The sequence below is a fragment of the uncultured Microbacterium sp. genome, from assembly GCF_963524805.1.
GTDB lineage: Bacteria > Actinomycetota > Actinomycetes > Actinomycetales > Microbacteriaceae > Microbacterium.
Genome location: NZ_CAURGG010000002.1, coordinates 394,990 through 418,963, shown reverse-complemented (window position 1 = coordinate 418,963; position 23,974 = coordinate 394,990). Strand labels below are relative to the sequence as shown.

Below are 23,974 nucleotides of genomic sequence, written 5' to 3'. Positions count from 1 at the left end.
GATGCTGGTGCGCGATCCCCCATCAACGGAACACAGCCGAGCGCGAATCGAACAGCGAGGCGAGCGGCGGGTGAGCGCAGAACTCACCCCGTACTGTCCGATGTGCCCGGCCCGGCGGGCACACTCCTTCCCCCGCCACCGTGAGGATGCTTGTCCCAGGCAACCGCCGATGGTCCGCTGACGATGTCTACTCGTACCTGAGTGAGTCGACGGGGTCCGCGCGTGCCGCGCGTGCGGCGGGAAGGGTTCCGGCGAGGAACGCGATCGCCATGACGACCACGATGATGATGACAATGGCGATGGGGTCGAACGCGATCAGTGTCAGGCCGGGGAGGTCGGCTAGGAGCGACCCTGATAGCGCGGAGCTGATGGCGGAGCCGGCGAGCATCGCGATGACGACGCCGATCGCGCTCCCGAGGAAGCCGATGAAGGCAGCCTCGATGCTGAAGAGGCTGAAGACGCGCCCGTTGCCCATGCCCATGGCCTTCATCAGGCCGATCTCGCGTGTGCGCTCCTGGACCGACATGAACAGCGTGTTGACGATGCCGAAGCTCGCGGCGAGCAGCGCGATGATCGCGAAGGCGTTGAGAACGAGCACGATCCCGTCGATCACAGTCTTGAACATCCCCAGCTGGTCGGCGACGGTCGACCCCGTGTACCCCTCATCCGCCAGGCGGTCCTTGAGAGCGCTGATCTCATCGTCGGTGGCATCCGGGTCGAAGAACACGCTCGCCCGGGCGTAGCGCTGCACGTCGTCGGCGGGCACTCCGATGTTCTGCGTGTCGAAGAGCTGATCGCTCAGTGCCGTGTTCGGCACGAGGCTCGCCCCGGTCGGCGACGCCAGGCCCTCTTCGGCGATGCCGACGACGGTCGCCTCGACGAGGTGCTGGGTGCGCTCGGCATCCGTGACCGCGATGGTGACGGTCTGTCCGATTGCGCTCTCGCTGTCGCCGAGTTCCATCGGCTCCACAAACGAGACGGGCAGCACGAGCTGCGGCTCAGTCGCGCTGTCGTCGGGTTCGGTGCCCGACTCCAGCGCGATCGTCTGCCCCGCGATCAGACTCCCGACGCCGATCACGTACTTGCTTCCGTCGCCCGCCTGGATGTAATCGGGAGAGATCGAGCGCGTCGGCACGACGTCGGTGACGCCGTCGATGCCTGCCAAGGCGTCGATGTCCGTGGGAGTGAGCGCCACGACCGTCGACCCGGGAGGGCCGGGATGGCCGCTCGCGACGGCATCCGGGTCGTATTCCACCGGCCCGTCGGCGGCGACGCCGGTCGCGCTCTCCTGAGTCTTCGTGACGGTCATCACGTCGGAGGCGCCGATGGAGGTGACCGTGTCGTCGATGTAGGCATTGATCCCGGTGCCGAGGCCACTCGTGAGGGTGAGGGTGAACGCCCCGACGAAGATGGCGAGGATCGTCAGGATCGTGCGTGTCTTGGAACGGAACGTGTTGGAGACGGCAGAGCCGATCAGGTCGATGGTTCTCATGCGGCCACCGCCGCGGAGTCCTCGACCAGCAGGCCGTCGCGGATGAAGAGGCGGCGGTCGCAGCGGGCGGCGAGGTCTTCGTCGTGGGTCACCACGATGAGGGTGATTCCGTTCTCGCGGTTGAGGTCGAAGAGGATGTCTTCGACGATCGCGCCGGTGGTGGTGTCGAGGTTGCCGGTGGGCTCGTCCGCGAAGATGATGCGCGGGTTGTTCACCAGCGCCCGGGCGATGACGGTGCGCTGCTTCTGCCCACCAGAGAGATTCACGGCCTTGTTCTTGGCCTTGTCGTCGAGCTCCAGCTGCTCCAGCGCGGCGATGCCGCGGCGCTTGCGCTCCGAGCGGCCGACGCCCGCGATCTTGAGCGGAAGAATCACGTTCTCGAGCACGGACGAGTTGCCCGTGAGGAAGAACTGCTGGAACACGAAGCCGAAAGTCTTGTTCCGTGTCCGATTGAGACGCCCCCCGCGCAAGGTCGCCGTGTCGACTCCTTCGAGTTCGACCGTGCCGGATGTCGGCGCGTCGAGCAGGGCGAGCACGTGCATCAGCGTGGACTTGCCCGACCCGCTCTTTCCGACGATCGCGATGCTCTCGCCCTCGCGGATGTCGAAGGTCACGCCCTTCAGCGCATCGAAGCGGTTCTGGCCTCGGCCGTAGGACTTGTGCACGTCTCGGACCGAGATGATCGGCGTTGTCATGGGGCTCCTGGTTTGCGGTTCTGCGAGCGGACCTCCAGCCTCGTCGAACATGCAGGGCGGGGCGTCATCCCGTGGTGGACACTTCGACTACTGCGGGCGCGGTACACGGGATGCCGCGCGCGCAGGATGCCGGTCCGCCGCAGCGCCCGGCACACTGGACGAATGACGCGCGTCCAAGAGCGGAGCCTGCACCTGGGCAGCCGGCACTCGCGCGTGCTTCCGTGGATCGGCGACACCATCGCGGCGGTGTTCATCATCGGATCCGCGTTCGTGCCGTTCCCCGACACTCAGTTCCGGCCTGCCGATGTGCTCACGCTGGCGCTTGTGATCGCCCCCGCACTCATCCTTCCGCTGCGGCGGCGGTGGCCCCTCTCCGTGCTCGCGGCCTGCGTGGCGCTGTATGCCCTCGCCGCGTTCACGGGAACGCTGTGGCCGGGCATCATCCTCGCGATCGCGATCGCCATGTTCGGGGTCGGGAATCGGAAGCCTCGCCGGACGACACTGATCACCGTGCTCGCCACGATCGGCGCGGTCATCCTGATCAATCTGCTCGCCGCGCTCGGCAGCGTGCTCGACCCGCGCGTGTTCGCCGTCGCTATCACGCTTGCATTCGCGGCCGCCGCCGGCGACGGCACGCGTTCCCGGCACGAGTACATCGCAGCGATCACCGAGCGGGCCGAGCGCGCCGAGCAGACGCGGGAGTCAGAGGCGCGGAGGCGAGTATCCGAAGAGCGGCTGCGCATCGCGCGGGATCTGCACGATGCCGTGGCTCATCAGATCGCGGTGATCAGTCTGAACGCCGGTGTGGCGTCCTCCGCGATCGAGACCCGGCCGGCGGCGGCTCAGGAGGCTGTCCGCACAATCCGCACCGCGGCGCGGACGGTGCTCGGCGAGATCAGCGCGCTTCTCGACGTGCTCAGAACCGAAGACGACGCGCTGCCAGGAACCTCACCCCAACCGGGGCTCGATCGCCTGGATGATCTCGTCGAGCAGTTCGCGGACGCGGGCCTCACCGTGACTGTTCGCACCGAGGGTGACCCGTCAGCGGTCGGTGGCGTGACGAGCGTGATCGCCTACCGGGTGATTCAAGAAGCACTGACGAACGCCCACAAGCACGGCGCGGAATCCCGCGCCCACGTGCTGGTCGCCGTCGAAACCGACCTGCTGCGAATCGTCGTGACCAATCCGGTCACGACGGCTGAGGCACCCACGAATCGCAATCCATCGACAGCCGATGACCCAACCGGCTCGCACCTCGGCCTGCTCGGTCTTCGCGAGCGCGTTGCGGCCATTCGCGGGCACGTCGAAGCCGGCCTCGCGGCGGGCGGATGGCGCCTTGCCGCAACGTTGCCGAGCACCAGGGAGGGCGACCGATGACAACCGTGCTCGTCGTCGATGATCAAGCGCTGATCAGGCAGGCCGTCTCCGACATTCTGTCCCATGCCGTGGGCATCACCGTCGTGGACGAAGCGGTCGACGGTGCTGAGGCGGTCGCCGCTGCGCGCCGCCTGCGACCCGACGTCGTCGTGATGGACATCAGGATGCCGCGCCTGGACGGTATCGCGGCAACGAAGGAGATCTGCGCCGATCCCTCCCTCATCGATACGAAGGTGCTGATTCTCACCACCTTCGAAGAAGACGAGTACATCGTCGCCGCACTCCGGGCGGGCGCAAGCGGCTTCATCGGCAAAGGCTCGGAACCCGAAGAGATCGTGCATGCGGTGCGCGCGGTGAACGCGGGAGATGCGCTGCTGTCGCCGATCGCCACGCGGAGCCTCATCACCAGGTACGTGACTCCGGCCCCGGCCTCAGCAGGGGGTGCCCGGCCGATCCCCCCGGCGCTCGAACTGCTCACCGACCGGGAGCGGGAGGTGCTTCTTCTCGTCGCCCGAGGCCGATCCAATCAGGAGATCGCGAGCGACTTGCACATCTCCCCGCATACGGCGAAGACCCACGTGAACCGCGTCATGACCAAGGTCTATGCACACGACCGGGCCCAACTCGTCATCCTCGCTTATGAGAGCGGGCTCCTCGAACCTGGCTCCTGACGAACACTTTGCGCCGGGCAATCCACAGCCAGCGTCGATGATCCTCGAACATCTGCCGGGTAGGAACGGCCTTCCGGTGCAGCGCGCGCCGATAGGCGCGCTCACAGATCATCGCCACCGTGAGGCGCCGTCGGCACGCAGGAGGTCAGACTCGGGCGCGCGCGAGGACCAGTCTTCGCTCGGTCATGATGGGGGGATGCCACGGCCCGCGCTGATCGCCATCTCACACGGCACCTCCTCCCCACATGGGCAAGCGGCCGTTGCTGCGCTGGTCGACGCCGTTGCGGTCGCACTTCCCTCGGTGCACGTGAGGCTCGGTCACGTCGACGTCCAGCAGCCCGACGTCGCGGCATCCCTCGCCGCGCTGGATCCCGCTGAGCCCGCCGTCATCGTCCCGCTGCTGCTCTCGGCGGGCTACCACGTGCGCGTCGACCTGCGCGAACAGTCCGCCGGACACGCCGGTATCGCGATTTCCCCCGCCCTCGGTCCGGACCCGAGACTGGTGGAGGTCCTGGCCGCACGGCTCGCCGCAGTGGATCCCTCACCTGAGGATGCCATCGTGTTGGCGGTCGCCGGCTCGAGCGATGACCGCGCCAACGAGGACTGCCGCGCAACGGCACGGATGCTGGCGGAGCGCCTCGCCCGAGACGTGTCCGTCGGATTCCTCGCGGCCGCCGAGCCCCGCCTCGCGCAAGCCCTGGAGGCGGCACGGGCCGACGGCCGGCGCGCAGTGGTGGCGAACTATCTGCTGGCACCCGGGTATTTCCACGATCTGGCGGTGCGCTTGGCCGGTGAGAGCCCCGTGGCGCGTCCACTCCTGGATGACGACCCGCCCGCGCCGGGCCTTGTCGAGCTCGTGATCGACCGCTACCGGTCACGCGCAGGCAGTCGCGGCGCGGAGTCAACTCGGTGACGCCATATGACGCCCGGTAACGCCGCTTGACACTCCTGTTCAGCGTCGGAGGCGCCCGCGCCTAGCTTCGCAAGGTGGGCCGAGCAGCGCCCATGTCGGGGATGCCCGGCAATCGGGAGGCCATCGTGACGATCAGCGACACCGGGCAGGACAGTTCCGCAGACCGCGCGGCGCGTATCGCGGCGGAGGGCGCTCGCGCACGCGCACCCCGGACCACGTCCAAGCCGAACGGGCAGTGGAAGATCGACGGCACGGCTCCGCTCAACGGCAATGAGGAGTGGAAGCAGGTCGATGACGGCCTGAGCGTCCGTGGCCGCATCGAGGACATCTACTCCAAGGGCGGATTCGCTTCGATCGACCCGACCGACCTGCACGGACGCTTCCGGGTATGGGGGCTGTACACCCAGCGCAAGCCCGGCATCGACGGCGGCCGCACCGCAACCCTCGAGCCGCACGAGCTGGAGGACGAGTACTTCATGCTGCGGGTCCGCATCGACGGCGGGCAGCTGACCACCGAGCAGCTTCGCGTGATCGCCGGCATCTCGAGCGAGTTCGGGCGCGGCACCGCCGACCTGACCGACCGGCAGAACATCCAGCTGCACTGGATCCGCGTCGAGGACGTACCCGAGATCTGGCGTCGGCTGGAGGCGGTGGGCCTCGGTACGACCGAAGCATGCGGTGACGTGCCCCGCGTGGTGCTCGGTTCCCCGGTCGCCGGCATCTCGGTCGACGAGCTCATCGACCCGACGCCCCAGATCGATGAGATCACGAGCCGCTTCATCGGCGACGCATCGCTGGCGAACCTGCCCCGAAAATTCAAGACGGCGATCACCGGCCACCCGAGCCAGGATGTCGTCCACGAGATCAACGACGTGGCCTTCGTCGCGCTGGATCACCCCCAGCTCGGCATCGGCTACGACCTGTGGGTCGGTGGCGGCCTGTCCACGGCGCCCCGCCTGGGCGAGCGGCTGGGCGTGTTCGTGGCAGCCGAGCGGGTGGCCGACGTCTGGCACGGGGTGGCGCAGATCTTCCGCGACTACGGCTACCGGCGTCTGCGCAACAAGGCGCGCCTGAAGTTCCTGCTCGCAGAATGGGGTCCCGAGAAGTTCCGCCAGGTGCTGCAGGACGAGTACCTCGGCTACGAGCTGCCCGACGGGCCGCCCGCGCCGAAGCCGCTCGCTCACGGCGACCACGTCGGCGTGCACCGTCAGAAGGACGGTCGCTTCTACGTCGGCGCCACCCCGATCGTCGGCCGAGTCTCCGGGCCGAACCTGGCGGAGCTCGCCGATCTGGTCGAGGCGCACGGATCCACCCGCCTGCGCACGACGCCGCACCAGAAGATCGTGATCCTCGACATCCCGCAGGACCGCGTCGAGTCGCTGATCGCAGGCCTCGACCGACTCGGGCTGTCCGCACGGCCGAGTCTCATCCGGCGCGGAACGATCGCCTGCACCGGCATCGAGTTCTGCAAGCTCGCGATCGTCGAGACCAAGGCCTACGCGACCGACGCCGTGCTCGCGCTCGAACAGCGTCTCGAAGGCATCGAACTGCCGCATCCGATCTCGCTGCACGTGAACGGCTGCCCGAACTCGTGCGCCCGCATCCAGACGGCCGACATCGGCCTCAAGGGTCAGCTCGTCACGATCGACGGCGAGCAGGTGCCCGGCTACCAGGTGCACCTCGGCGGTGGCCTGGCGAACGCGAATCGCGAAGAGGCGGAGCTCGGCCGCACGGTCCGAGGCCTCAAGGTGCCTGCCGACGGAATCGCCGACTACACCGAGCGGGTCGTGCGGCGGTTCCTCGAAGACCGGGATGCCGCGACCGACGAGACCTTCGCCCAGTGGGCGCACCGCGCCGAAGGGGAGCAGCTCGTATGACCGGGTGCGAGGTCAAGGCGTGGCGCTCTCAGGACAAATCGGTGGTTGAGGCGTTCCCGGATCATACAAGCGTCACTTCATCCTGCATTCGCCACGCCTGGGAGGTATTGCGATGACCGTCTCACTCGCACCGCGCGCGCTCACGCGCCGCTCGCACGACGAGCTGCGGGAGCTGGCCGAGGCCGGCAACGTCGAGCTCGGCAGCCTCACCGATCATGAGGCGTCACCGGCGGAGGTCGTGGCGTGGGTCGCCGCGAACTTCGGGGCGGATGCCGCGGCCGTGGCCTGCTCGATGGCCGACGCCGCGCTTCCTCACCTGGTCGCCGAGCAGCTGCCCGGGGTCGATGTGCTCTTCCTCGACACCGGCTACCACTTCGCGGAGACCCGCTTCACACGGGACGAAGTCGGCCGGGCGCTGGATGTGCGGATCGTCGACGTGCTCCCGGCGCAGACCGTGGCCGAGCAGGACGCCGAATTCGGGGCCGCGCTGTACTCGCGGGATCCGGGACTGTGCTGCGCGCGCCGCAAGGTCGAGCCACTCCAGGATGCCCTGGGCGGCTACGAAGTGTGGTTCACGGGTGTGCGCCGCGAAGAGGCCCCGACCCGGGCCCTCACGCCCCTGATCGCCTGGGATGAGCGCAACGGACTGGTCAAGGTCAACCCGGTCGCCGCGTGGAGCTTCGATGACCTGCTGGACTACGCCGGCCTTCACCAGGTTCCCGTCAACCTTCTCGTGAGCAACGGCTACCCCTCGATCGGCTGCGAGCCGTGCACCGCGCGGGTCGAGCCGGGCGCGGACCCCCGCTCGGGCCGCTGGGCGGGCCTGTCGAAGACCGAATGCGGGCTGCACCTGTGACCGCGCTCGCCACTCGGCTCGACACCCTCGACGTGCTCGAGGCGGAAGCCATCCACATCATCCGCGAGGTCGTGGCGGAGTTCGAGCGCCCCGTGCTGCTGTTCTCCGGCGGCAAGGACTCGGTCGTCGTGCTGCACCTGGCTGCGAAGGCGTTCTTCCCGGGCCGCGTCCCCTTCCCGGTGCTCCACGTCGACACCGGCCACAACTTCCCCGAGGTTCTCGCCTTCCGCGACGAGACGGTCGCGCGCCTGGGCGTGCGGCTCGAGGTCGCCTCGGTGCAGGACTACATCGACGACGGCCGGCTTCAGGAGCGCTCCGACGGCACGCGGAACCCGCTGCAGACACTGCCGCTGCTCGAGGCCATCGCGGCGGGCAAGCATGACGCCGTCTTCGGAGGCGCTCGTCGCGACGAGGACAAGGCGCGCGCGAAGGAGCGGATCATCTCGCTGCGCGACGAGTTCGGGCAGTGGGATCCGCGCAACCAGCGCCCCGAACTGTGGAGCCTGTACAACGGCCGGCACACTCCCGGCCAGCACGTGCGCGCCTTCCCGATCTCGAACTGGACCGAGCTCGACGTCTGGCGGTACCTCGAGCGCGAGCAGATCCCGCTCCCGCCGCTGTACTTCGCGCACGAGCGCGACGTGTATGCGCGCGACGGAATGTGGCGCGCGGTCGGCGAGTTCTCCCCCGCCCTCCCCGGCGAGACCATCGAGCGCCGGGTCGTCCGCTACCGCACCGTCGGCGACATGAGCTGCACCGGCGCCGTCGAATCGGATGCCGCCGACCTGACGTCCGTCGTGGCCGAGATCGCGCGCTCCACCCTTACCGAGCGCGGCGCCACGCGCGCCGACGACCGCATCTCGGAGGCTGCGATGGAAGACCGCAAGAAGGACGGGTACTTCTGATGTCTGATATCGATACGCGGGCTTCGCTCGCTCCTCGATCACCGGAGACCGTCACCGGGCTCGAAGGCTCCACCCTGTTCCGCTTCGCGACCGCAGGCTCCGTCGACGACGGCAAGTCGACGCTGGTCGGACGGCTGCTGCACGACTCGAAGGCGATCCTCGCCGACCAGCTCGAACAGGTCGCGCGCACCTCTGCCGAGCGCGGCTTCGCGCACGGCGCGTTCGATTTCGCCCTGCTGACCGACGGTCTGCGTGCCGAGCGCGAGCAGGGCATCACGATCGATGTCGCGTACCGCTACTTCTCCACCGGCAACCGCAGCTTCATCCTCGCCGACTGCCCCGGCCACGTGCAGTACACGCGCAACATGGTCACCGGTGCCACGACCGCCGACGCGGTGATCGTGCTGATCGACGGGCGCAAGGGCGTGCTCGAGCAGACGCGACGCCACCTCGCGGTGATCGCGCTCCTTCGCGTTCCGCACGTGATCATCGCGGTCAACAAGATCGACCTGCTGGACTACTCGCAGGACGCCTTCGTGCGCGTGTCCGCGCAGGTCGAAGCCGTGACCGCCGAGCTGGGCATCGACGACGTCCACGTCGTCCCCGTCTCGGCGCTCCTCGGCGACAACATCGTCGACCGCTCCGCTCACACGCCCTGGTACGGCGGTCCGTCTCTGCTCGAGCTGCTCGAAGCCCTCCCGACCCAGGATGAGCTCGTGTCTCGATACGCTCCTTCGTCGCTACTCGACAACCGGGCCCTCGACGCCTTCCGCCTTCCCGTGCAGCTCGTGCTGCGCCCCCAGGGCGGGCTGTCACCCCAGGTCGCCGAGGCGGACGCGGAGGCCCTGCGGGACTTCCGCGCATCGGCCGGTCGCATCGCGTCAGGCACCGTGCGCGTCGGCGATCCGGTGCAGATCTTCCCGTCCGGCATCCGCACCACCGTGTCGGGACTTGCGGTGGGCGGCGTCAGCGTCGACCGCGCGGCCGCCCCCCAGTCGGTGTCGGTGCAGCTTGCCGATGACGTGGATGCCGCCCGCGGTGCCGTGATCGTCGCCGCGGACACCCTGCCGACGGGTCGGCGCGGAGTCGAGGCCGAGCTCTTCCAACTCGACGCGCGCCCGCTCCTGACGGGGGCGCGCGTGCTCGTGAAGCACGGCACGGCCACCGTGCAGGCCGTGATCGCGCAGATCGAGTCACGTTACGACCTCGACGCGCTCACGCATGAACCCGCCGACGCGCTCGCGGCCAACGACATCGGCCGTGCGCGCCTGCGTCTGGCCGCCGACCTTCCTCTCGAGCTGTACAGCGCGAACCGCGCGGGCGGCTCGTTCCTGGTCATCCACCCGTCCGACGGCGCCACACTGGCCGCCGGCATCGTGCGCGGCTGATTCGTCGCGCACATCCATCACCAGAACTGCCGACTGAAGGAGGCGAAACCGTGAACAGAATCCGCACCGCGACGACGATCACCACCCTGGGACTACTGGTGGGCATGATGGCCGGTTGTGCCGGCGCAGCCGCCGAGCCGGCGAGCCAGCCCTCCGATGCCGGCGGGTCGGATGCCGCCCCCTCGATCGGCGAGCTCCACCTCGGCTACTTCGCCAACGTGACCCACGCCCCGGCGCTCGTCGGGCTCGAGGAGGGCCTGTTCGCCGACGCGCTGCCCGGAGTCGACATCACCACCCAGGTGTTCAACGCCGGCCCGGCGGCGATCGAGGCGCTGACCGCCGGCGCGATCGACGCGACCTATATCGGACCGAACCCGTCGATCAACACGTTCATCCAGTCCGGCGGGGAATCCGCGCGGGTGATTGCCGGCGCCACCACCGGCGGGGCGGCGCTCGTTGTGCGCGACGGCATCGACGACGCGTCCGACCTGGAGGGCACGACACTCGCCACGCCGCAGCTCGGCAACACGCAGGACGTGGCGCTGCGCACCTACCTGGCCGACGAGGGGTTCGAGACCTCCACGACGGGCGGTGGCGACGTCACCATCACGCCGACCGAGAACGCGCAGACCCTGCAGCTGTTCCAGGACGGTCAGATCGACGGCGCCTGGCTTCCCGAGCCGTGGGTGTCGCGCCTGGTGATCGACGCCGGCGCGCACGTGCTCGTCGACGAGGCGGACCTGTGGGACGACGGCGAGTTCCCGACGACCGTGCTGCTGGTGCGTGCCGACTTCCTGGACGAGCACCCGGATGTGGTCGAGGGACTGCTGCGCGGCCACGTTGCAGCCGTCGAGTGGCTCGCCGACAACCCGGAAGACGCGGCCGATGTGATCAACGGTGCGATCGAGAAGGAGACCGGCAAGCCGCTCTCGGATGAGGTGATTCAACGCTCGCTCGAGCACGTGACCTTCTCGGCCGACCCGCACGCGGACACCTTCGAGACGCTCGTGGAGAACGGCCTGGCCGCCGGCACGCAGAAGGAAGGGTCGATCGAGGGTCTGTTCGACCTGACCCTGCTCAACGGCATCCTCACCGCCGACGACCTCGACAGCGTCTCGGCCGCAGGGCTCGGCGAGGACTGACATGGCATCGCCCGCCCGCACTCCCGGTGTCACGAAAGTGATACCGGGAGTGCGCGTACCCAATCTGCTCGGGCCGAGCTTCGACGAAAGCGCGCCGGTTCGGCCGCCCGTCGCGTCCCCGCCGCCCGCGGTGCGCATCGAGGGCGTGCAGAAGCGCTTCGGAGCCGGACCGCTCGTGCTCGACGGGATCGATCTCACGATCGCTCCCGGCGAGTTCGTGTGCCTGCTCGGCGCATCCGGATGCGGCAAGTCCACGCTGCTGAACCTCATCGCCGGTCTCGACACGGCCAGTTCCGGTCGCATCGAAGTCCCGGCCGAGGGCTCGGCGGTGATGTTCCAGGAGTCGGCGCTCATGCCCTGGTTGAGCGCGCGACGCAACGTCGAGCTCGCGCTGCGTCTGCGGGGCGTTCCCCGGCGTGAGCGCAGGGCGAAGGCGCTCGCCCTGCTCGATACGGTCAACCTCGCGGATGCCGCGGAGAAGCGACCGCATGAGCTGTCCGGCGGCATGCGCCAGAGAGTCGCCCTGGCCCGCGCGCTCGCGCAGGACCGGCCGGTGCTGCTGATGGACGAGCCGTTCGCGGCGCTCGATGCCATCACCCGCGACCTGCTGCACGAGGAACTGGAGCGGGTCTGGCGTGCGACCGGGCGCACGATCGTCTTCGTCACACACAACGTGCGCGAGGCCGCGCGGCTCGGACAGCGCGTCGTGCTGCTCTCGAGCCGACCCGGGCGAGTGGCCCAGGAGTGGCGCATCGCCCAGACGGTCGGGCGCCGCATCGAGTCCCCCGAGGTCGCCGCCCTGTCGGTGGAGATCACCGACCAGCTGCGCACCGAGATCCGCCGCAATGCCGGTCAGAACGATGCGGGTAGGAACGATGCAGGGAGAAGCAATGCCGCCTGAGGTCACCACAATCGACGCGGCAGCGGCATCCGGGCAGTCCGAAGACCGCCGCCGTCTCGAGGCCGGCCTCGACCGGCTGCAGACCGACCAGGAGCACCGGCCCAGCCGGTGGCGCGCCTTCTGGACGAGCGTCGTCCCTCCGGTGCTGTTCGTGCTGTTCCTGCTCCTGGTCTGGCAGTTGTACATCATGCTCGCCGACCCCCGGCCGGACCGTGCGCCGAGCCCTGCTGCTGTCTTCGCCGCGCTGGCCGAAGGATGGGAGAGCGGCCGCGTGCAGCTGGCCGTCTCCACCAGCCTCGAGCGCGGAATCGTCGGCTTCCTCATCGCGATCGTCGTCGGCACGCCGATCGGCCTGCTGCTGGCCGAGGTGAGCGTGCTCCGCCGCGCCATCGGACCGGTCATCTCGGGACTCCAGGTGCTGCCGTCCGTGGCCTGGGTGCCCGCCGCGATCATCTGGTTCGGACTCACCGACGCGACCGTCTACTTCGTGATCCTGATGGGGGCGATCCCGTCGATCGTGAACGGACTGATCGCCGGGGTCGAGCAGGTTCCGCCGCAGCTGCGTCGCGTCGGCCAGGTGCTCGGAGCGAATCGCTGGCAGCTGGCGACGGCAGTCATCCTTCCGGCTGCCCTCCCCGGCTACATCGCCGGTCTCAAGCAGGGCTGGGCCTTCTCGTGGCGGTCTCTGATGGCCGCAGAGATCATCGCGACCGGAGGTTCGATCGGCTTCGGCCTCGGCTCGATGCTGCAGCAGTCGCGTGAGCTGGCCGACCTCGCCGGCGTGCTCGCCACGATCCTGCTGATCCTGTTCATCGGCATCCTGATCGAACTGCTCTTCTTCGGCCCGCTCGAGCGACGCGTTCTGCGCGGCCGGGGCCTTCTGCTCTCCGGGGGTTCCCGATGACCCGATCTGTGCTGCACGGCTCCGTCACGCTCGTCGGAGCCGGGCCCGGCGACGCCGGCCTGCTCACCCTCAAGGGGCTGCGGGCCCTCGAGTGCGCCGACGTCATCGTCGCCGACCGGCTGGGCGCGCGCGGCGTGCTCGACGGGCTCGCCGCGGAAGGCATCATCCTGCGGGCCGAGGTCGTCGACGTCGGCAAACTCCCCGGCCACCACGCTGTGCCGCAGGACGCCATCAACGCCCTGCTCGTGCACCTCGCCCGCGAGGGCAAGCAGGTCGTGCGGCTCAAGGGCGGAGACCCCTACGTGTTCGGGCGTGGCGGCGAGGAGGTGGAGTTCTGCCGGGCGGCCGGCGTCGTCGTCGAGATCGTGCCCGGCATCACGAGCGCGATCTCGGTGCCCGCGATCGCCGGCATCCCCCTCACGCACCGCGGGCTGGCCACCGCATTCACGGTCGTCACCGGACATGACCAGATCGCGGAACTCAGCGGCGCACGCGATCACACCGTCGTGCTGCTGATGGGTGTGGGCACCCTCGCCCACTCGGCGATCATCCTCGCCGGCGGCGCCCGCGGTGCGGACTGCCCCGTCGCGGTGGTCGAAGACGGCTTCGGCCCGCGCCAGCGCGTGACCGTGGGCACGCTGGCCACGATCGCCGCGCAGGCCGCCGAGCGCGGCATCCGCTCCCCCGCCGTCGTTGTGGTCGGAGACGTCGTCCGCCTCAGCCCCTACGCACCCGCCGAGCTCGCCGTCAGCGCGCTCGACGTCTCCGAAGAACTCTCTGCTCGGCTCGCCGCGCAGCACACCTCCCGAAAGGCCCTCCCCCAGTGACGAACCCCCTCAACATCCGCGTCGCGATCGTCGGAGCCGGTCCCGCCGGCATCTACGCGGGCAACATCCTCGCTAACTCCGTGCGAGAAGCGGGCGGAACTGTCGCGATCGACCTCTTCGACTCCCTGCCCGCGCCGTACGGACTCATCCGCTACGGCGTCGCGCCGGACCACCCCCGCATCAAGGGCATCGTCACTTCGCTGCACGAGATGCTGGATGCCGGCAGCATCCGCTTCCTCGGAAACGTCGAGGCCGGCCGCGACATCGCGATCGACGAACTTCAGGAGCGCTACGACGCGGTGATCCTCGCGACGGGCGCGATTCGGGATGCGGCGCTCGACATCCCGGGAATCGACCTTCCCGGCTCCTACGGTGCCGCCGACTTCGTGGCCTGGTTCGACGGCCACCCCGATGTGCCGGTCGAGTGGCCGCTGGATGCCGCGGAGGTCGCTGTGATCGGCAACGGCAACGTCGCTCTCGACGTGGCGCGCGTGCTCGCGAAGCATGCCGTCGACCTGCGCTCGACCGAGGTTCCCGACAACGTGCTGGCCGGCCTCGAGGCCTCGGCCGTCACCGACGTGCACGTGTTCGGACGCCGGGGGCCGCTCGAGGTCAAGTTCACACCGATCGAGCTGCGCGAACTCGGTGAGGTGCCCGATGTCGACATCGTGCTGGCCGACGAGGACTTCGCCGAGCTCGAGCTTGCTGCCGGCTCCAGCAACCAGCTCAAAGTGATCCTGCGCACCTTCCAGGCCTGGCGCTCGCGCCCCGCGACCGGTGCGAGCCGCCGGCTGCACCTCCACTTCTGGCACGCCCCCGTCGCGGTGCTCGGCGACGAGCGCGTCGAAGCGGTCCGCTTCGAACGCACCGCGGTGGATGCCGAGGGCGTGGTCCGCGGCACCGGCGAGCTGCGTGACATCCCGGTGCAGGCCGTCTACCGAGCCGTCGGCTACTACGGCACGCCGGTTGTCGGCGCCCCGTTCGATACCGCGCGAGGCGTGATCCCCAACGTGGAGGGCCGCATCGTCGACGGTGCGGCACCCGTCGCTGGCCTCTACGCGACCGGCTGGATCAAGCGGGGGCCAGTCGGCCTGATCGGCCACACCAAATCCGACGCGATGGAGACCGTCGCCCATCTCGTGGCCGACGCGACGACGGGGCTGCTTCCCGCGCCCGCGTTGGCAGGCGACTTGGTCGAGCTGCTCGAGCAGCGTGAGGTCGCGTACACGACGTGGGATGGCTGGCTCGCCCTCGACGCGCACGAGCGCCGGCTCGGGGAATCGCACCGGCACACCCGCGAGCGCGTCAAGGTCGTCCCCCGCGACGAGCAGGTCGACATCTCGCGGGCCGCGTCGCTCGCGCTGTCGTGACCTACGTCATCGCGCTGCCCTGCGTCGACGTCAAGGACCGGGCGTGCATCGACGAGTGCCCGGTCGACTGCATCTACGAGGGTGAGCGCTCGCTCTACATCCATCCCGAGGAGTGCGTCGACTGCGGAGCGTGCGAGCCGGTCTGCCCGGTCGAGGCGATCTACTACGAAGACGACGTGCCCGACGAGTGGCAGGACTACTACACCGCGAACGTGGAATTCTTCGACGACATCGGCTCGCCCGGCGGCGCGGCGAAGGTCGCTGCCTTTCCGAAAGATCACCCCCTGATCGCGGCTCTGCCGGCTCAGGCATCCCGCCATGACTGACGCCGAAGTCGTCGATGCGCTCATTCTCGGCGGAGGGCCGGCCGGGCTCTCTGCGGCGCTGAACCTCGCCCGGGCGCGCGCGACCGTGGTGGTCGTGGACTCCGGCCGGCCGCGCAATGCGGCCACACTGCGCTCGCACGGCTTCATCACCAGGGACGGCATCTCGCCGCTCGAGCTGCGCAAGCTCGCCCGGGAGGAGGTCACCCGCTACCCCACGGTGCGGATGCTCGACCGTGCGAAGGCGACGATGCTCTCTGAGGTCATGGGCCCAGACGGCGCGCGCTTCGTCGCGACGCTGGAGGGCGGCCGGCCCGGCGGCGCCTCGACGATCGCGGCCAGTTCCGTGCTGATTGCGACCGGCATCCGCGAGACGCTTCCCGCCGTCCCGAACCTGCGCAGCTTCTACGGGATGACCCTGTTCAGCTGCGCCGCCTGCGACGCCTGGGAGCTGCAGGACCGACGGCTGGCGCTGATCGGCGAGACTCCGGACCTCCCTTCTCGCGCACGGCTCATCGCCCGGTGGACGAACGACCTGACGGTCTTCACCAACGCATCCGAGGTCATCGACACCGCCGAAGAGGCGGAGCTCGCGGCATCCGGCATCAACGTCGAACGCCGGCGCATCGAGGATCTCGAGGGAGACCGCGGGGCGATCACCGCGGTGCGCCTGTCGGACGGCACTCGCATCAGCATCGAGGGAGGGTTCGTCCGTCCCCGGTGGGAACCCGCACTGGACTTCGTGGACCGTCTCCCGGTGAACCGGGACTCGGAGGGCCACCTGCTCGTCGATCGGTCGGGGCGCACCTCTCTCGCCGGGCTGTACGGCGCAGGGGATGCCGCGGCTCCCGGTCCGCAGCAGCTCATCGTGGCCGCAGGGCAGGGCGCGCGCGCAGCCGCCGTCATCATCCACGACATGGTCGGGGTCCGCACGGCTCATTGATCGGAGAGGGGTCCCGACCGGCCCTCTTCGTCTGCACGCCCAGCCGTTAGGGTGGACACCGATCGGCCGGGGCGAAGCCGGTCCAAGGGAGCAGTCTGTTCATGTCATACACCGTGGATTTCATCAACGTCTCGACGGTGGGCGTGGAGTCCTCCCCCGTCGCCGATGCTCTTGCCGGTCTGCGGGCGAATGAGGCCCGCTACTTCAAGAACAAGTACGACCACACCTTCACGGTAGACCCGGCCGGCGATGCGGACGCGGCCAAGGTGGTCGAGTGGGTGCATCGGATCCTCAGGGAGGAGCGGGGAATCGAGATCGCCTCACCCGCGCTCGAGGCGACGGCCTTCCAGGTCGAGAACATCCGGATGGCCTACGTCTTCTATGAGAGCGGCCTGTCGATCAACGTGATGTACACGGTCGATGACGGCGGCAAGCGAGCCGTCGGCTTCAAACTGTCAGATGGGATGCCGGTTCCCGAAGAGCTCTCCGCGTTCAAGTTCGCCCGGCAGCGATCGAAGCTGGCGGGAACGATCCGCGGGTCGTACTTCGTGATCAAGAACGAGTATTGAAGTCGACGGTCCCTGATCGAAACGGATGCGAAAAAGCTCGTCGTCAGCGCGCGGGTAGGGATCGGCTAACGAGGCTCTGGTTCACGCCCGAGCGCCTTCCACGCCGCCACTCGAACTCGCTCGACGGGATCCTCGGTGAGTCCGTCGACGATTCCGACAGGATCCGACAATTGGTACCGGGCGATCACCTTCAATGACATCTCCCGTACCCGCCACGAGCCATCCCGCACCCCGTTGAGGACGATCAATCCGCGCGCGGGAGGGCCGATATGCAGGAGCCCTCGCGCACCCCAGACCCGAGACCAATAGTCGGGCCACCCCACCGTGCCGCCAAGCCAGGCGATGTCGGGAAACTGCGGATCAGAATCGCTGGCAGCTCCACTGAGAAGCTCTTCGCACCAGTGCACGACATGCTCGCGGCCGAACAGATCCACCGCACTCGCAGCGAGGACGTTGGGTCGCGCGCCACTGGCCGGCAACTGCCCCATGAAAGGAGATTATCCGCCAGGAAAGGAACTTGCCCATGACGGCACCAAGGGCAGATCTGATCTCCTCCACTCAGCGACCTCCGGCCTTCTTGCGGTTCCGCTTGACCTTCTCACTGTGTCAGGGTCGATCGTGGTCTCCATCATTTACACCATCGGAGAGTTCGCAGCGTACGGGCGCGTGAGCGCGCGAATGCTGCGGCACTACGACGCCATCGGGCTGCTCAAGCCCGCTCTGGTCGACCCGTCCACCGGATACCGGCGCTACGATTCCTCGCAGCTGTCGGACCTCCTCCGCATCGTCGACCTCCGCGGATTCGGGTGCTCGCTGGACGATGCCGCCGAGGTCCTCTCGTCAGGCGATCGGGACGCCGCTACTCGCGCGATCCTGGCCCGCCGACGCGAGGAGCTCACGAATTCGATCGCCGCAGATGCCGCGCGTGTCGCCCGGATCGATGCGCGACTCTCCCGTCCGGAAGGAGCTCTCACCGTGAGCGGAATCATTTACACCTCCCTGCCCGCCGTCACCGTCTACGCGACAAGCGAGATCGCGCCCGGGAGCGGGCCCGAGAACGTCTCGCCCGTCGTCGATCGCATCCTGCCCCCGCTCCTTCGCGCGCTGCAGGAATCGGGTGTCGACTTCAGGGAGCCAGGCGTCTTCTGGTACGAACCGGTCAACGGCAGTGACGACATGCGGGTCTGGGTTTCCTGGGTAGCCGGTGGCGATCCCGTTGAGAACCCGGCATGGGAGGTCGTCACACTCCCCGCGGTCCCGCACGCCGCCGTCTTCGACTACCGCGGCGACATGCCGGGAATCGGCGACGCCTGGCACGAGTTCATGACAAGCCTCGCTCAAGATGGGGTGACGATGGCCGGCGCAGGACGCGAGGTTTACCTGGAGTCAGAACCGCTGCCGCAGTCGCAGTGGCTCACCCAACTCCAACAGCCGATCCTCGGCATCCCCGCAACCTAGCGGAAAGTCTCGCGGCTCGCTTGGAATGTCTGCAGCAGCGCGGTTGCTTCAACAGGTGTGGACAACGACGTCATTGAGGCCCTGCACCGAAGTCAGCTCATCGACCTGACGACGACCGGTCGTCGTAGCGGGCTACCACGCCGCATTGAGATCTTCCTGCACGATCAGGATGGCGTCCTGTTCATCACCGGGATGCCGCGTCGAGACCGGACACGGGACTGGATACACAACATCACCGCAGACCCCCACGTCATCGTGCATTTGAAGAAGGACATCGAGGCCGACGTTGCTGCCACGGCGCGGGTGATCACCGATCCCCGCGAAGCACGGCCGCTCATCGAGGCCGCCGCCCGTCGATGGCGCAGAGACGATGTCGAGGACATGATCGCGCACAGTCCGCTCATCGTGCTGACTGCGGCTGCGGCGCCCGCCGCCTGACGGCATCCCGAGTCACTGGCCCCGCGCGGAGCGCGCAATGTGAACGATGTGCTCGCACAAGAGCCCCGTGCGCGTGTCGCCGTTCTCCGATGCGGTTCACGCGATAGCTAGCGTGGAGCTTTCACCCGCCATAGCATGCAGGCATGCGCATGCAGCGGCTTCTGGCGGTGGTGTTGCTCGGCGCAATCGCAGCCTCGGCCGGTTGCACCGCGACGGCGCAGGACACCTCGGAGCGCTCCGCGCCGGCCGCCACCAGCGGAGTGTGTCCGGAGGGGACGAGCGAGGCCGACGGGCTGTGTGTCGCGGAAGGGGCCGAGGCCGAAGATGCCGCCGATCTGGTGCGGTCGCTGTTCGAGTCGGCCTCGCTGGGGGCCGTCATCATTGGAGTGTGGCGCGCAGGCGAACCGGTGCTGGTCGGTGCGCTCGGCGAGACCCTGACCGGTGTGCCTGCGACAGTCGACATGCACCATCGCACCGGCAACATCGGGCACTCGATGGTCGAGACGGTGCTGCTGCAGCAGGTTGAGAAGGGCACGCTCGCACTCGAGGACCCGCTGTCCAACTATTTTCCCGATCTGCCCTCAGCCGACCAGATCACACTCGACATGCTCGCGCACAGCACCTCCGGATATGCGCAGTACACCGCCGTGCCGGAATTCCAGAGCACGTTCTATGAGGATCCGTTCGCCAGGCTGGCCATCGACGACGTGATCGCGTACGGCACCGACGGCGGTCCCCAGTATCCCCCCGGCACGGACTGGAACTTCTCGGACACCAATATCCTCATCCTCGCTCGGGTGCTCGAAAAGGCGACGGGAAAGCCGATGGCGGACCTGGTTCAGGACGGCGTCTTCGATCACCTCGGCATGGAGAACTCCACATCCCCCGCGACCGCGGACCTTCCGGACCCGGTGCTCCACGCGTACACCGGCGAGCGGGACGTATGGGAGGAGGCCACCTTCTGGAACCCGTCGTGGACCTCATTCGCCGGCGGGTGGGGTTCCACCCAGGATGATCTGCGTGCCCTCATCGAGGCTGTCGGCACCGGGCAACTCGTGTCCGAGGAGAGCCACAAGATGCAACTGGCACCCTCGAGCGTCGGTCTCGGCACGAACACGGCCGACCGCTATTACGGCATGGGCATCTCGATCGTCAACGACTGGCTCCTCACGGCCCCCGGGTTGCAGGGCTATCACGCCTCGATCGGCTACTTGCCCGATCAGAAGCTCACAGTGGTCATCTACTTCACGACCACGCCCGAGTTCGACCCCACGACCCGCAGCACCCTGATCTTCGAGCCGCTCAGCGCGATCCTCGCACCTGAGAACGCGGTCGACCTCGGCTGACCGGCGCCGTTCCTTGACGGAATCGGACTTCCGCTCGCCCGCTCGGCAATTCGTGACGCGAAGACACGTCACGTGGCGAGCGCGCCGATGCAGCATGGTGGAGTGGTGAAGATGATCCACATCTCCGGCGGCGTGCTCCGCATGGGGTCCTCGGAGTTCTATGCCGAGGAGGGTCCCGTGCATGAACGGGTCGTCGAGCCGTTCATGCTCGACGCTCATCCCGTGACGAATGCTCAGTTCGCCGAGTTCATCCAGGCAACCCGCTATGTCACGGTCGCCGAGCAGGAACTGGATCCGACGGACTTCCCCGGCGCAGACCCGCGCGACCTCGTACCCGGCGCCCTCGTGTTCACGGGCACGGTCGGCCCCGTGGATCTGAACGACTGGCGGCAGTGGTGGCGCTGGCAACCCGGCGCCCGCTGGAACGAGCCGTCCGGGCGGGGGTCAACAGTGGACGACATCTCAGAGCATCCGGTGGTCCAGGTGAGTTTTCACGACGCCAGCGCGTATGCGGCCTGGGCCGGCAAGCGTCTTCCCACCGAGGCCGAGTGGGAGTGGGCGGCCCGCGGAAGGCTCACTGGCGCCCGGTTCGCCTGGGGCGACGAGCAGAATCCCCACGGGGAAATCCTGGCGAACACGTGGCAGGGTGCCTTCCCCTACCGCAACGCGGGAGCCGCGGGCTGGAGAGGCACGTCCCCGGTCGGCTCGTTTCCTCCGAATGGGTACGGGCTGGTGGACATGATCGGCAACGTCTGGGAGTGGACGAGCGACTTCTACGCACCACGTCACAGTCTGCCGGGTCAGGTACCGCTGGACGCCGGCACCCGGACGAACCTGCTTGCTGCCCGCAGCGCAGAGCCGGGCTCGCGCACCCCACGTCGCGTGCTGAAGGGCGGCTCTCACCTGTGCGCGCCGGAATACTGCCTCCGTTACCGTCCCGCCGCCCGGAGCGCGCAGGCCGAGGACACGGCCATGACGCACATCGGTTTCCGATGCGCGCGCGACGCAACAGGCGCCGCACTGTGACCACGGTGGTGTTGCGGTGCGCGTGACGACTCACACGCTTGTCTTGATCACTGCCTCGCCATGGCGATCCGCATGCGTTCCTCCGGATCGATCAGGTGATCGTGGTCGTCCTCGCCCGTGTCGATTTGCACCCAGTGGATCTTGCCCGTGAATCGGCTGCTCTGCCGCGTGTAGTCCGGGCTGACCGCAGTGCCGGATTCGTAGCCCACGTCCGTGGTCTCGTCCGCCGAGAAGACCATGGGCTGAGTCGCCCCGACACGTCCACTGCCGATCGCGTTGCCGTCGTAATAGAGCGTGACGTCGCCCCCCTTTGCAAGGCCCCCGCCGTCGTAGGCGAACTCCATCCTCACCTGATGAGGACCGGGCTCGATGACCGCGTCGGCGACGGTGTCGAACGAGTGGATGCCGAGCACGTTGTAGACGAAGTGAGCGCGTCCTGCCGAGAAGTACACGCTCCAGCCGCCGAACCGGCCGCCCTGAGCGATGATCACGCCTTCAGCGCCTTTCTCCGGAACATCGATTTCGGCGGTGACGGAGAACGACTTGTTCTTGATGCTGACGACACTGCTTTCCGAGAGGCGGCCCATCCCACCGAACAGCAGCTGCGAGTCACCGTGGATGAGGGTGGGTCGGCCGGCCATCTCCGGATTGAGTCGCTCACCTGTGCGATCGTCGATCGGCAGCACGTTGTATTTCACCGCTTCGATGAGCCAGAGCCTCTGCAGCTCGTGCAACTTCTCTGGTTGGGCAGCGGCCAGGTCTTTCGCCTGGCTGTAGTCGGTGCGTCCGTCGTAGAGCTCCCAGACATCGTCATCGAGGGCGGGCACAGTGCCGCCGACCATCTGCCATGGCGTGCGGTGCTTGGTGACTGCACTCAGCCCCTGGAAGTACACGCCTCGGTTGCCGAACATCTCGAAGTACTGCAGGTCGTGGCGCTCCGGCGCGTCGGGCTGGTCGAAGGTGTAGAGCAAGCTGGTGCCTTCGATCGGCGACTGTTGCACGCCATTGACCATGGTTGGCTGCGGCAGCCCGGCGGCCTCGAGGATCGTAGGCGCGACGTCGATGCAGTGCGTGAACTGCGTGCGCAGTCCGCCTTTTTCCTCGATGCCCTTCGGCCAGTGCACGATCGAGCCGTTTCGGGTTCCGCCCCAGTGCGAGGCGACCTGCTTGGTCCATTGGAACGGAGAGTTCATCGCCCACGCCCAGCCCACGGCATAGTGGTTGTACGAACTGGGCGAGCCGAGCTCGTCCAGCTTCGAGGCGAGGAACTCGGGTGTTTCCAGAGCCGCCATGCCGTTGAAGTTCGCCATCTCGTTGAAGGCGCCGTTCAGTGTGCCCTCAGCCGAAGCGCCGTTGTCTCCGATGATGTAGAAGATCAGGGTGTTCTCGAGCACGCCGAGATCATCGATGGCGTCGATCACCCGGCCGACATGGAAGTCGGTGTGCTCCAGAAAGCCTGCGTACACCTCCATCTGACGCTCCAGTACGGGCTTCAGTTCGGCGGGCATATCGTCCCATGACGGGATGACCTCGTGTCGGGCGGTCAGTTCTGTATCAGGCGGGATGACCCCGAGCTCCTTCTGCCGGTCGAAGGTGCGCTCGCGTTGTACGTCCCAGCCGTCGGCGAACTTGCCCTTGTATTTGTCCGCCCATTCCTTGGGCACGTGGTGAGGGGCGTGTGTCGCGCCCGGTGCGAAGTAGACGAAGAACGGCTTCTCCGGCATCGGCGCCTTCTGCGTGCGGATCCAGCCGACCGCCCGATCGGCGAGATCCTCGGTGAGGTGGTACCCCTCCTCCGCCGTGGCCGGGGGCTCCACAGGGGTGGTTCCCTCGTACAGGGCGGGTTCGTACTGGTTGTTCTCACCTCCGATGAAGCCGTAGAACGTTTCGAAGCCGCCGCCGCCTGACGGCCACGCGTCGAAGGGACCCATCGGTGAGGACTGCCAGACCGGCACCTCGTGACACTTCCCGAACTGGGCGGTCGAGTACCCGTTCAGTTTGAGGGTCATCGCCAGCGGCGCCTTGGTGTTGGGCCGTAGTGAGCTGTTCCCCGGGGCAGAGGTCGCCGTCTCAGTGATGCTGCCCATTCCTACCGAGTGGTGGTTGCGACCTGTGAGCATCGCCTGGCGCGTCGGGGCGCAACAGCGCCGTGGTGTGGAAGCGGTTGTACTTGAGGCCACCGGCGGCAAGCCGCTCGGCGTTCGGCGTCTGACAAGGACCGCCGAAGGCACTCGATGCGCCGAAGCCGACATCATCCAACAGCACGATCAGAACGTTCGGCGCACCCTCGGGCGGAAGCAGCGGGCTGATGGGCGGATAGGCCGTCGCCGGGTCTTTCGCGTCATATGTCGTCAGCCCCGGCTGCTGGATGTCGGGAATCGGGAGCATGCCTCGTGCGTGGCGATCTATGGTCATGACAGCTCCTTCGGACGGTATCGGGTGTCTCTAGTGGCACGGTAGCCACCGGCCGACGTGCGCGCGTCACCCCCAGCGCGTGAGAAGTGGGACGCCTCGCGCAGGGGAGCCGTGGGCGACATTCGGCCGGTGCCGGGC

The 23,974-nt window shown here is 68.0% G+C and carries 22 protein-coding genes and 1 pseudogene; 19 read left to right on the top strand and 4 right to left on the bottom strand.

Annotated elements, in window-relative coordinates; all coding sequences use genetic code 11:
* Positions 1–187: 187 nt before the first annotated feature.
* Both RWQ91_RS06520 and RWQ91_RS06515 read right to left on the bottom strand, forming a co-directional pair.
* Entirely contained in the window at positions 188–1,492 is a 1,305-nt protein-coding gene (locus tag RWQ91_RS06520) for an ABC transporter permease (protein ID WP_314503818.1), read from the bottom strand.
* On the bottom strand, positions 1,489–2,187 hold the full coding sequence (locus RWQ91_RS06515; RefSeq protein ID WP_314503815.1) for an ABC transporter ATP-binding protein: 699 nt from the start codon (positions 2,185–2,187) through the stop codon (positions 1,489–1,491). The genes RWQ91_RS06520 and RWQ91_RS06515 overlap by 4 nt, the downstream gene beginning before the upstream one ends.
* Before the next feature lie 162 nt (positions 2,188–2,349).
* Between RWQ91_RS06515 and RWQ91_RS06510 the strand changes: the two genes are divergently transcribed.
* The 15 genes from RWQ91_RS06510 to RWQ91_RS06440 all read left to right on the top strand — a co-directional run bounded on the left by RWQ91_RS06510 (position 2,350) and on the right by RWQ91_RS06440 (position 17,153).
* Positions 2,350–3,564 carry a histidine kinase gene (locus RWQ91_RS06510; protein WP_314503811.1) on the top strand — a complete coding sequence of 405 codons (1,215 nt, stop codon included), beginning with the start codon at positions 2,350–2,352 and terminating at the stop codon, positions 3,562–3,564.
* Positions 3,561–4,235: a response regulator transcription factor gene (locus tag RWQ91_RS06505; RefSeq protein ID WP_314503809.1), complete on the top strand. Its 675-nt coding sequence runs from the start codon at positions 3,561–3,563 to the stop codon at positions 4,233–4,235. Before RWQ91_RS06510 ends, RWQ91_RS06505 begins: the two co-directional genes overlap by 4 nt.
* Before the next feature lie 196 nt (positions 4,236–4,431).
* Positions 4,432–5,148: a CbiX/SirB N-terminal domain-containing protein gene (locus tag RWQ91_RS06500; RefSeq protein ID WP_314503807.1), complete on the top strand. Its 717-nt coding sequence runs from the start codon at positions 4,432–4,434 to the stop codon at positions 5,146–5,148.
* A gap of 101 nt (positions 5,149–5,249) precedes the next feature.
* The gene (locus RWQ91_RS06495; protein WP_399546070.1) at positions 5,250–7,025 is read left to right on the top strand and encodes a nitrite/sulfite reductase; all 1,776 of its coding nucleotides are present in this window, start codon (positions 5,250–5,252) and stop codon (positions 7,023–7,025) included.
* A gap of 112 nt (positions 7,026–7,137) precedes the next feature.
* Positions 7,138–7,881 carry a phosphoadenylyl-sulfate reductase gene (locus tag RWQ91_RS06490; protein WP_314503802.1) on the top strand — a complete coding sequence of 248 codons (744 nt, stop codon included), beginning with the start codon at positions 7,138–7,140 and terminating at the stop codon, positions 7,879–7,881.
* On the top strand, positions 7,863–8,786 hold the full coding sequence (gene cysD, locus RWQ91_RS06485) for a sulfate adenylyltransferase subunit CysD (protein ID WP_314503798.1): 924 nt from the start codon (positions 7,863–7,865) through the stop codon (positions 8,784–8,786). Before RWQ91_RS06490 ends, cysD begins: the two co-directional genes overlap by 19 nt.
* A complete protein-coding gene (locus tag RWQ91_RS06480) occupies positions 8,786–10,174 on the top strand; it encodes a GTP-binding protein (RefSeq protein ID WP_314503795.1) in 1,389 nt (462 codons plus the stop codon). The genes cysD and RWQ91_RS06480 overlap by 1 nt, the downstream gene beginning before the upstream one ends.
* A gap of 50 nt (positions 10,175–10,224) precedes the next feature.
* Positions 10,225–11,316: an ABC transporter substrate-binding protein gene (locus RWQ91_RS06475; protein ID WP_314503792.1), complete on the top strand. Its 1,092-nt coding sequence runs from the start codon at positions 10,225–10,227 to the stop codon at positions 11,314–11,316.
* 1 nt (position 11,317) lies between these two features.
* Positions 11,318–12,217 (top strand): ABC transporter ATP-binding protein, encoded by a 900-nt coding sequence (locus RWQ91_RS06470; protein WP_314503787.1) that lies wholly within the window; start codon positions 11,318–11,320, stop codon positions 12,215–12,217.
* Positions 12,207–13,121, top strand: a complete 915-nt coding sequence (locus RWQ91_RS06465) for an ABC transporter permease (RefSeq protein ID WP_314503784.1) — start codon at positions 12,207–12,209, stop codon at positions 13,119–13,121. Before RWQ91_RS06470 ends, RWQ91_RS06465 begins: the two co-directional genes overlap by 11 nt.
* On the top strand, positions 13,118–13,948 hold the full coding sequence (gene cobA, locus RWQ91_RS06460; RefSeq protein WP_314503783.1) for a uroporphyrinogen-III C-methyltransferase: 831 nt from the start codon (positions 13,118–13,120) through the stop codon (positions 13,946–13,948). Before RWQ91_RS06465 ends, cobA begins: the two co-directional genes overlap by 4 nt.
* Positions 13,945–15,318 carry an FAD-dependent oxidoreductase gene (locus RWQ91_RS06455; protein ID WP_314503781.1) on the top strand — a complete coding sequence of 458 codons (1,374 nt, stop codon included), beginning with the start codon at positions 13,945–13,947 and terminating at the stop codon, positions 15,316–15,318. Before cobA ends, RWQ91_RS06455 begins: the two co-directional genes overlap by 4 nt.
* Positions 15,315–15,644 carry a ferredoxin gene (fdxA, locus tag RWQ91_RS06450; RefSeq protein ID WP_314503778.1) on the top strand — a complete coding sequence of 110 codons (330 nt, stop codon included), beginning with the start codon at positions 15,315–15,317 and terminating at the stop codon, positions 15,642–15,644. Before RWQ91_RS06455 ends, fdxA begins: the two co-directional genes overlap by 4 nt.
* Positions 15,637–16,584, top strand: a complete 948-nt coding sequence (locus RWQ91_RS06445) for an NAD(P)/FAD-dependent oxidoreductase (RefSeq protein ID WP_314503775.1) — start codon at positions 15,637–15,639, stop codon at positions 16,582–16,584. The genes fdxA and RWQ91_RS06445 overlap by 8 nt, the downstream gene beginning before the upstream one ends.
* A 101-nt stretch (positions 16,585–16,685) precedes the next feature.
* Positions 16,686–17,153, top strand: a complete 468-nt coding sequence (locus tag RWQ91_RS06440) for a phage tail protein (RefSeq protein ID WP_314503773.1) — start codon at positions 16,686–16,688, stop codon at positions 17,151–17,153.
* Positions 17,154–17,218: 65 nt separating this feature from the next.
* Here RWQ91_RS06440 and RWQ91_RS06435 read toward each other — a convergent pair whose 3' ends face one another.
* Positions 17,219–17,641, bottom strand: a complete 423-nt coding sequence (locus tag RWQ91_RS06435) for a HEAT repeat domain-containing protein (protein ID WP_314503769.1) — start codon at positions 17,639–17,641, stop codon at positions 17,219–17,221.
* A 130-nt stretch (positions 17,642–17,771) separates the two neighbouring features.
* On the opposite strand from RWQ91_RS06435, the gene RWQ91_RS06430 reads away from it, so the two are divergent.
* From RWQ91_RS06430 to RWQ91_RS06415, 4 genes are all read left to right on the top strand, one after another.
* Complete coding sequence (locus tag RWQ91_RS06430) at positions 17,772–18,611, top strand: MerR family transcriptional regulator (RefSeq protein WP_314503767.1); 840 nt, start codon at positions 17,772–17,774, stop codon at positions 18,609–18,611.
* 57 nt (positions 18,612–18,668) lie between these two features.
* On the top strand, positions 18,669–19,049 hold the full coding sequence (locus tag RWQ91_RS06425) for a nitroreductase family deazaflavin-dependent oxidoreductase (RefSeq protein WP_314503765.1): 381 nt from the start codon (positions 18,669–18,671) through the stop codon (positions 19,047–19,049).
* Between the two features lie 143 nt (positions 19,050–19,192).
* Complete coding sequence (locus RWQ91_RS06420) at positions 19,193–20,395, top strand: serine hydrolase domain-containing protein (RefSeq protein WP_314503763.1); 1,203 nt, start codon at positions 19,193–19,195, stop codon at positions 20,393–20,395.
* Between the two features lie 111 nt (positions 20,396–20,506).
* On the top strand, positions 20,507–21,421 hold the full coding sequence (locus RWQ91_RS06415; RefSeq protein ID WP_314504354.1) for a formylglycine-generating enzyme family protein: 915 nt from the start codon (positions 20,507–20,509) through the stop codon (positions 21,419–21,421).
* A gap of 47 nt (positions 21,422–21,468) precedes the next feature.
* Here RWQ91_RS06415 and RWQ91_RS06410 read toward each other — a convergent pair.
* A pseudogene (locus RWQ91_RS06410) lies at positions 21,469–23,836 on the bottom strand (arylsulfatase).
* Positions 23,837–23,974: the final 138 nt, after the last annotated feature.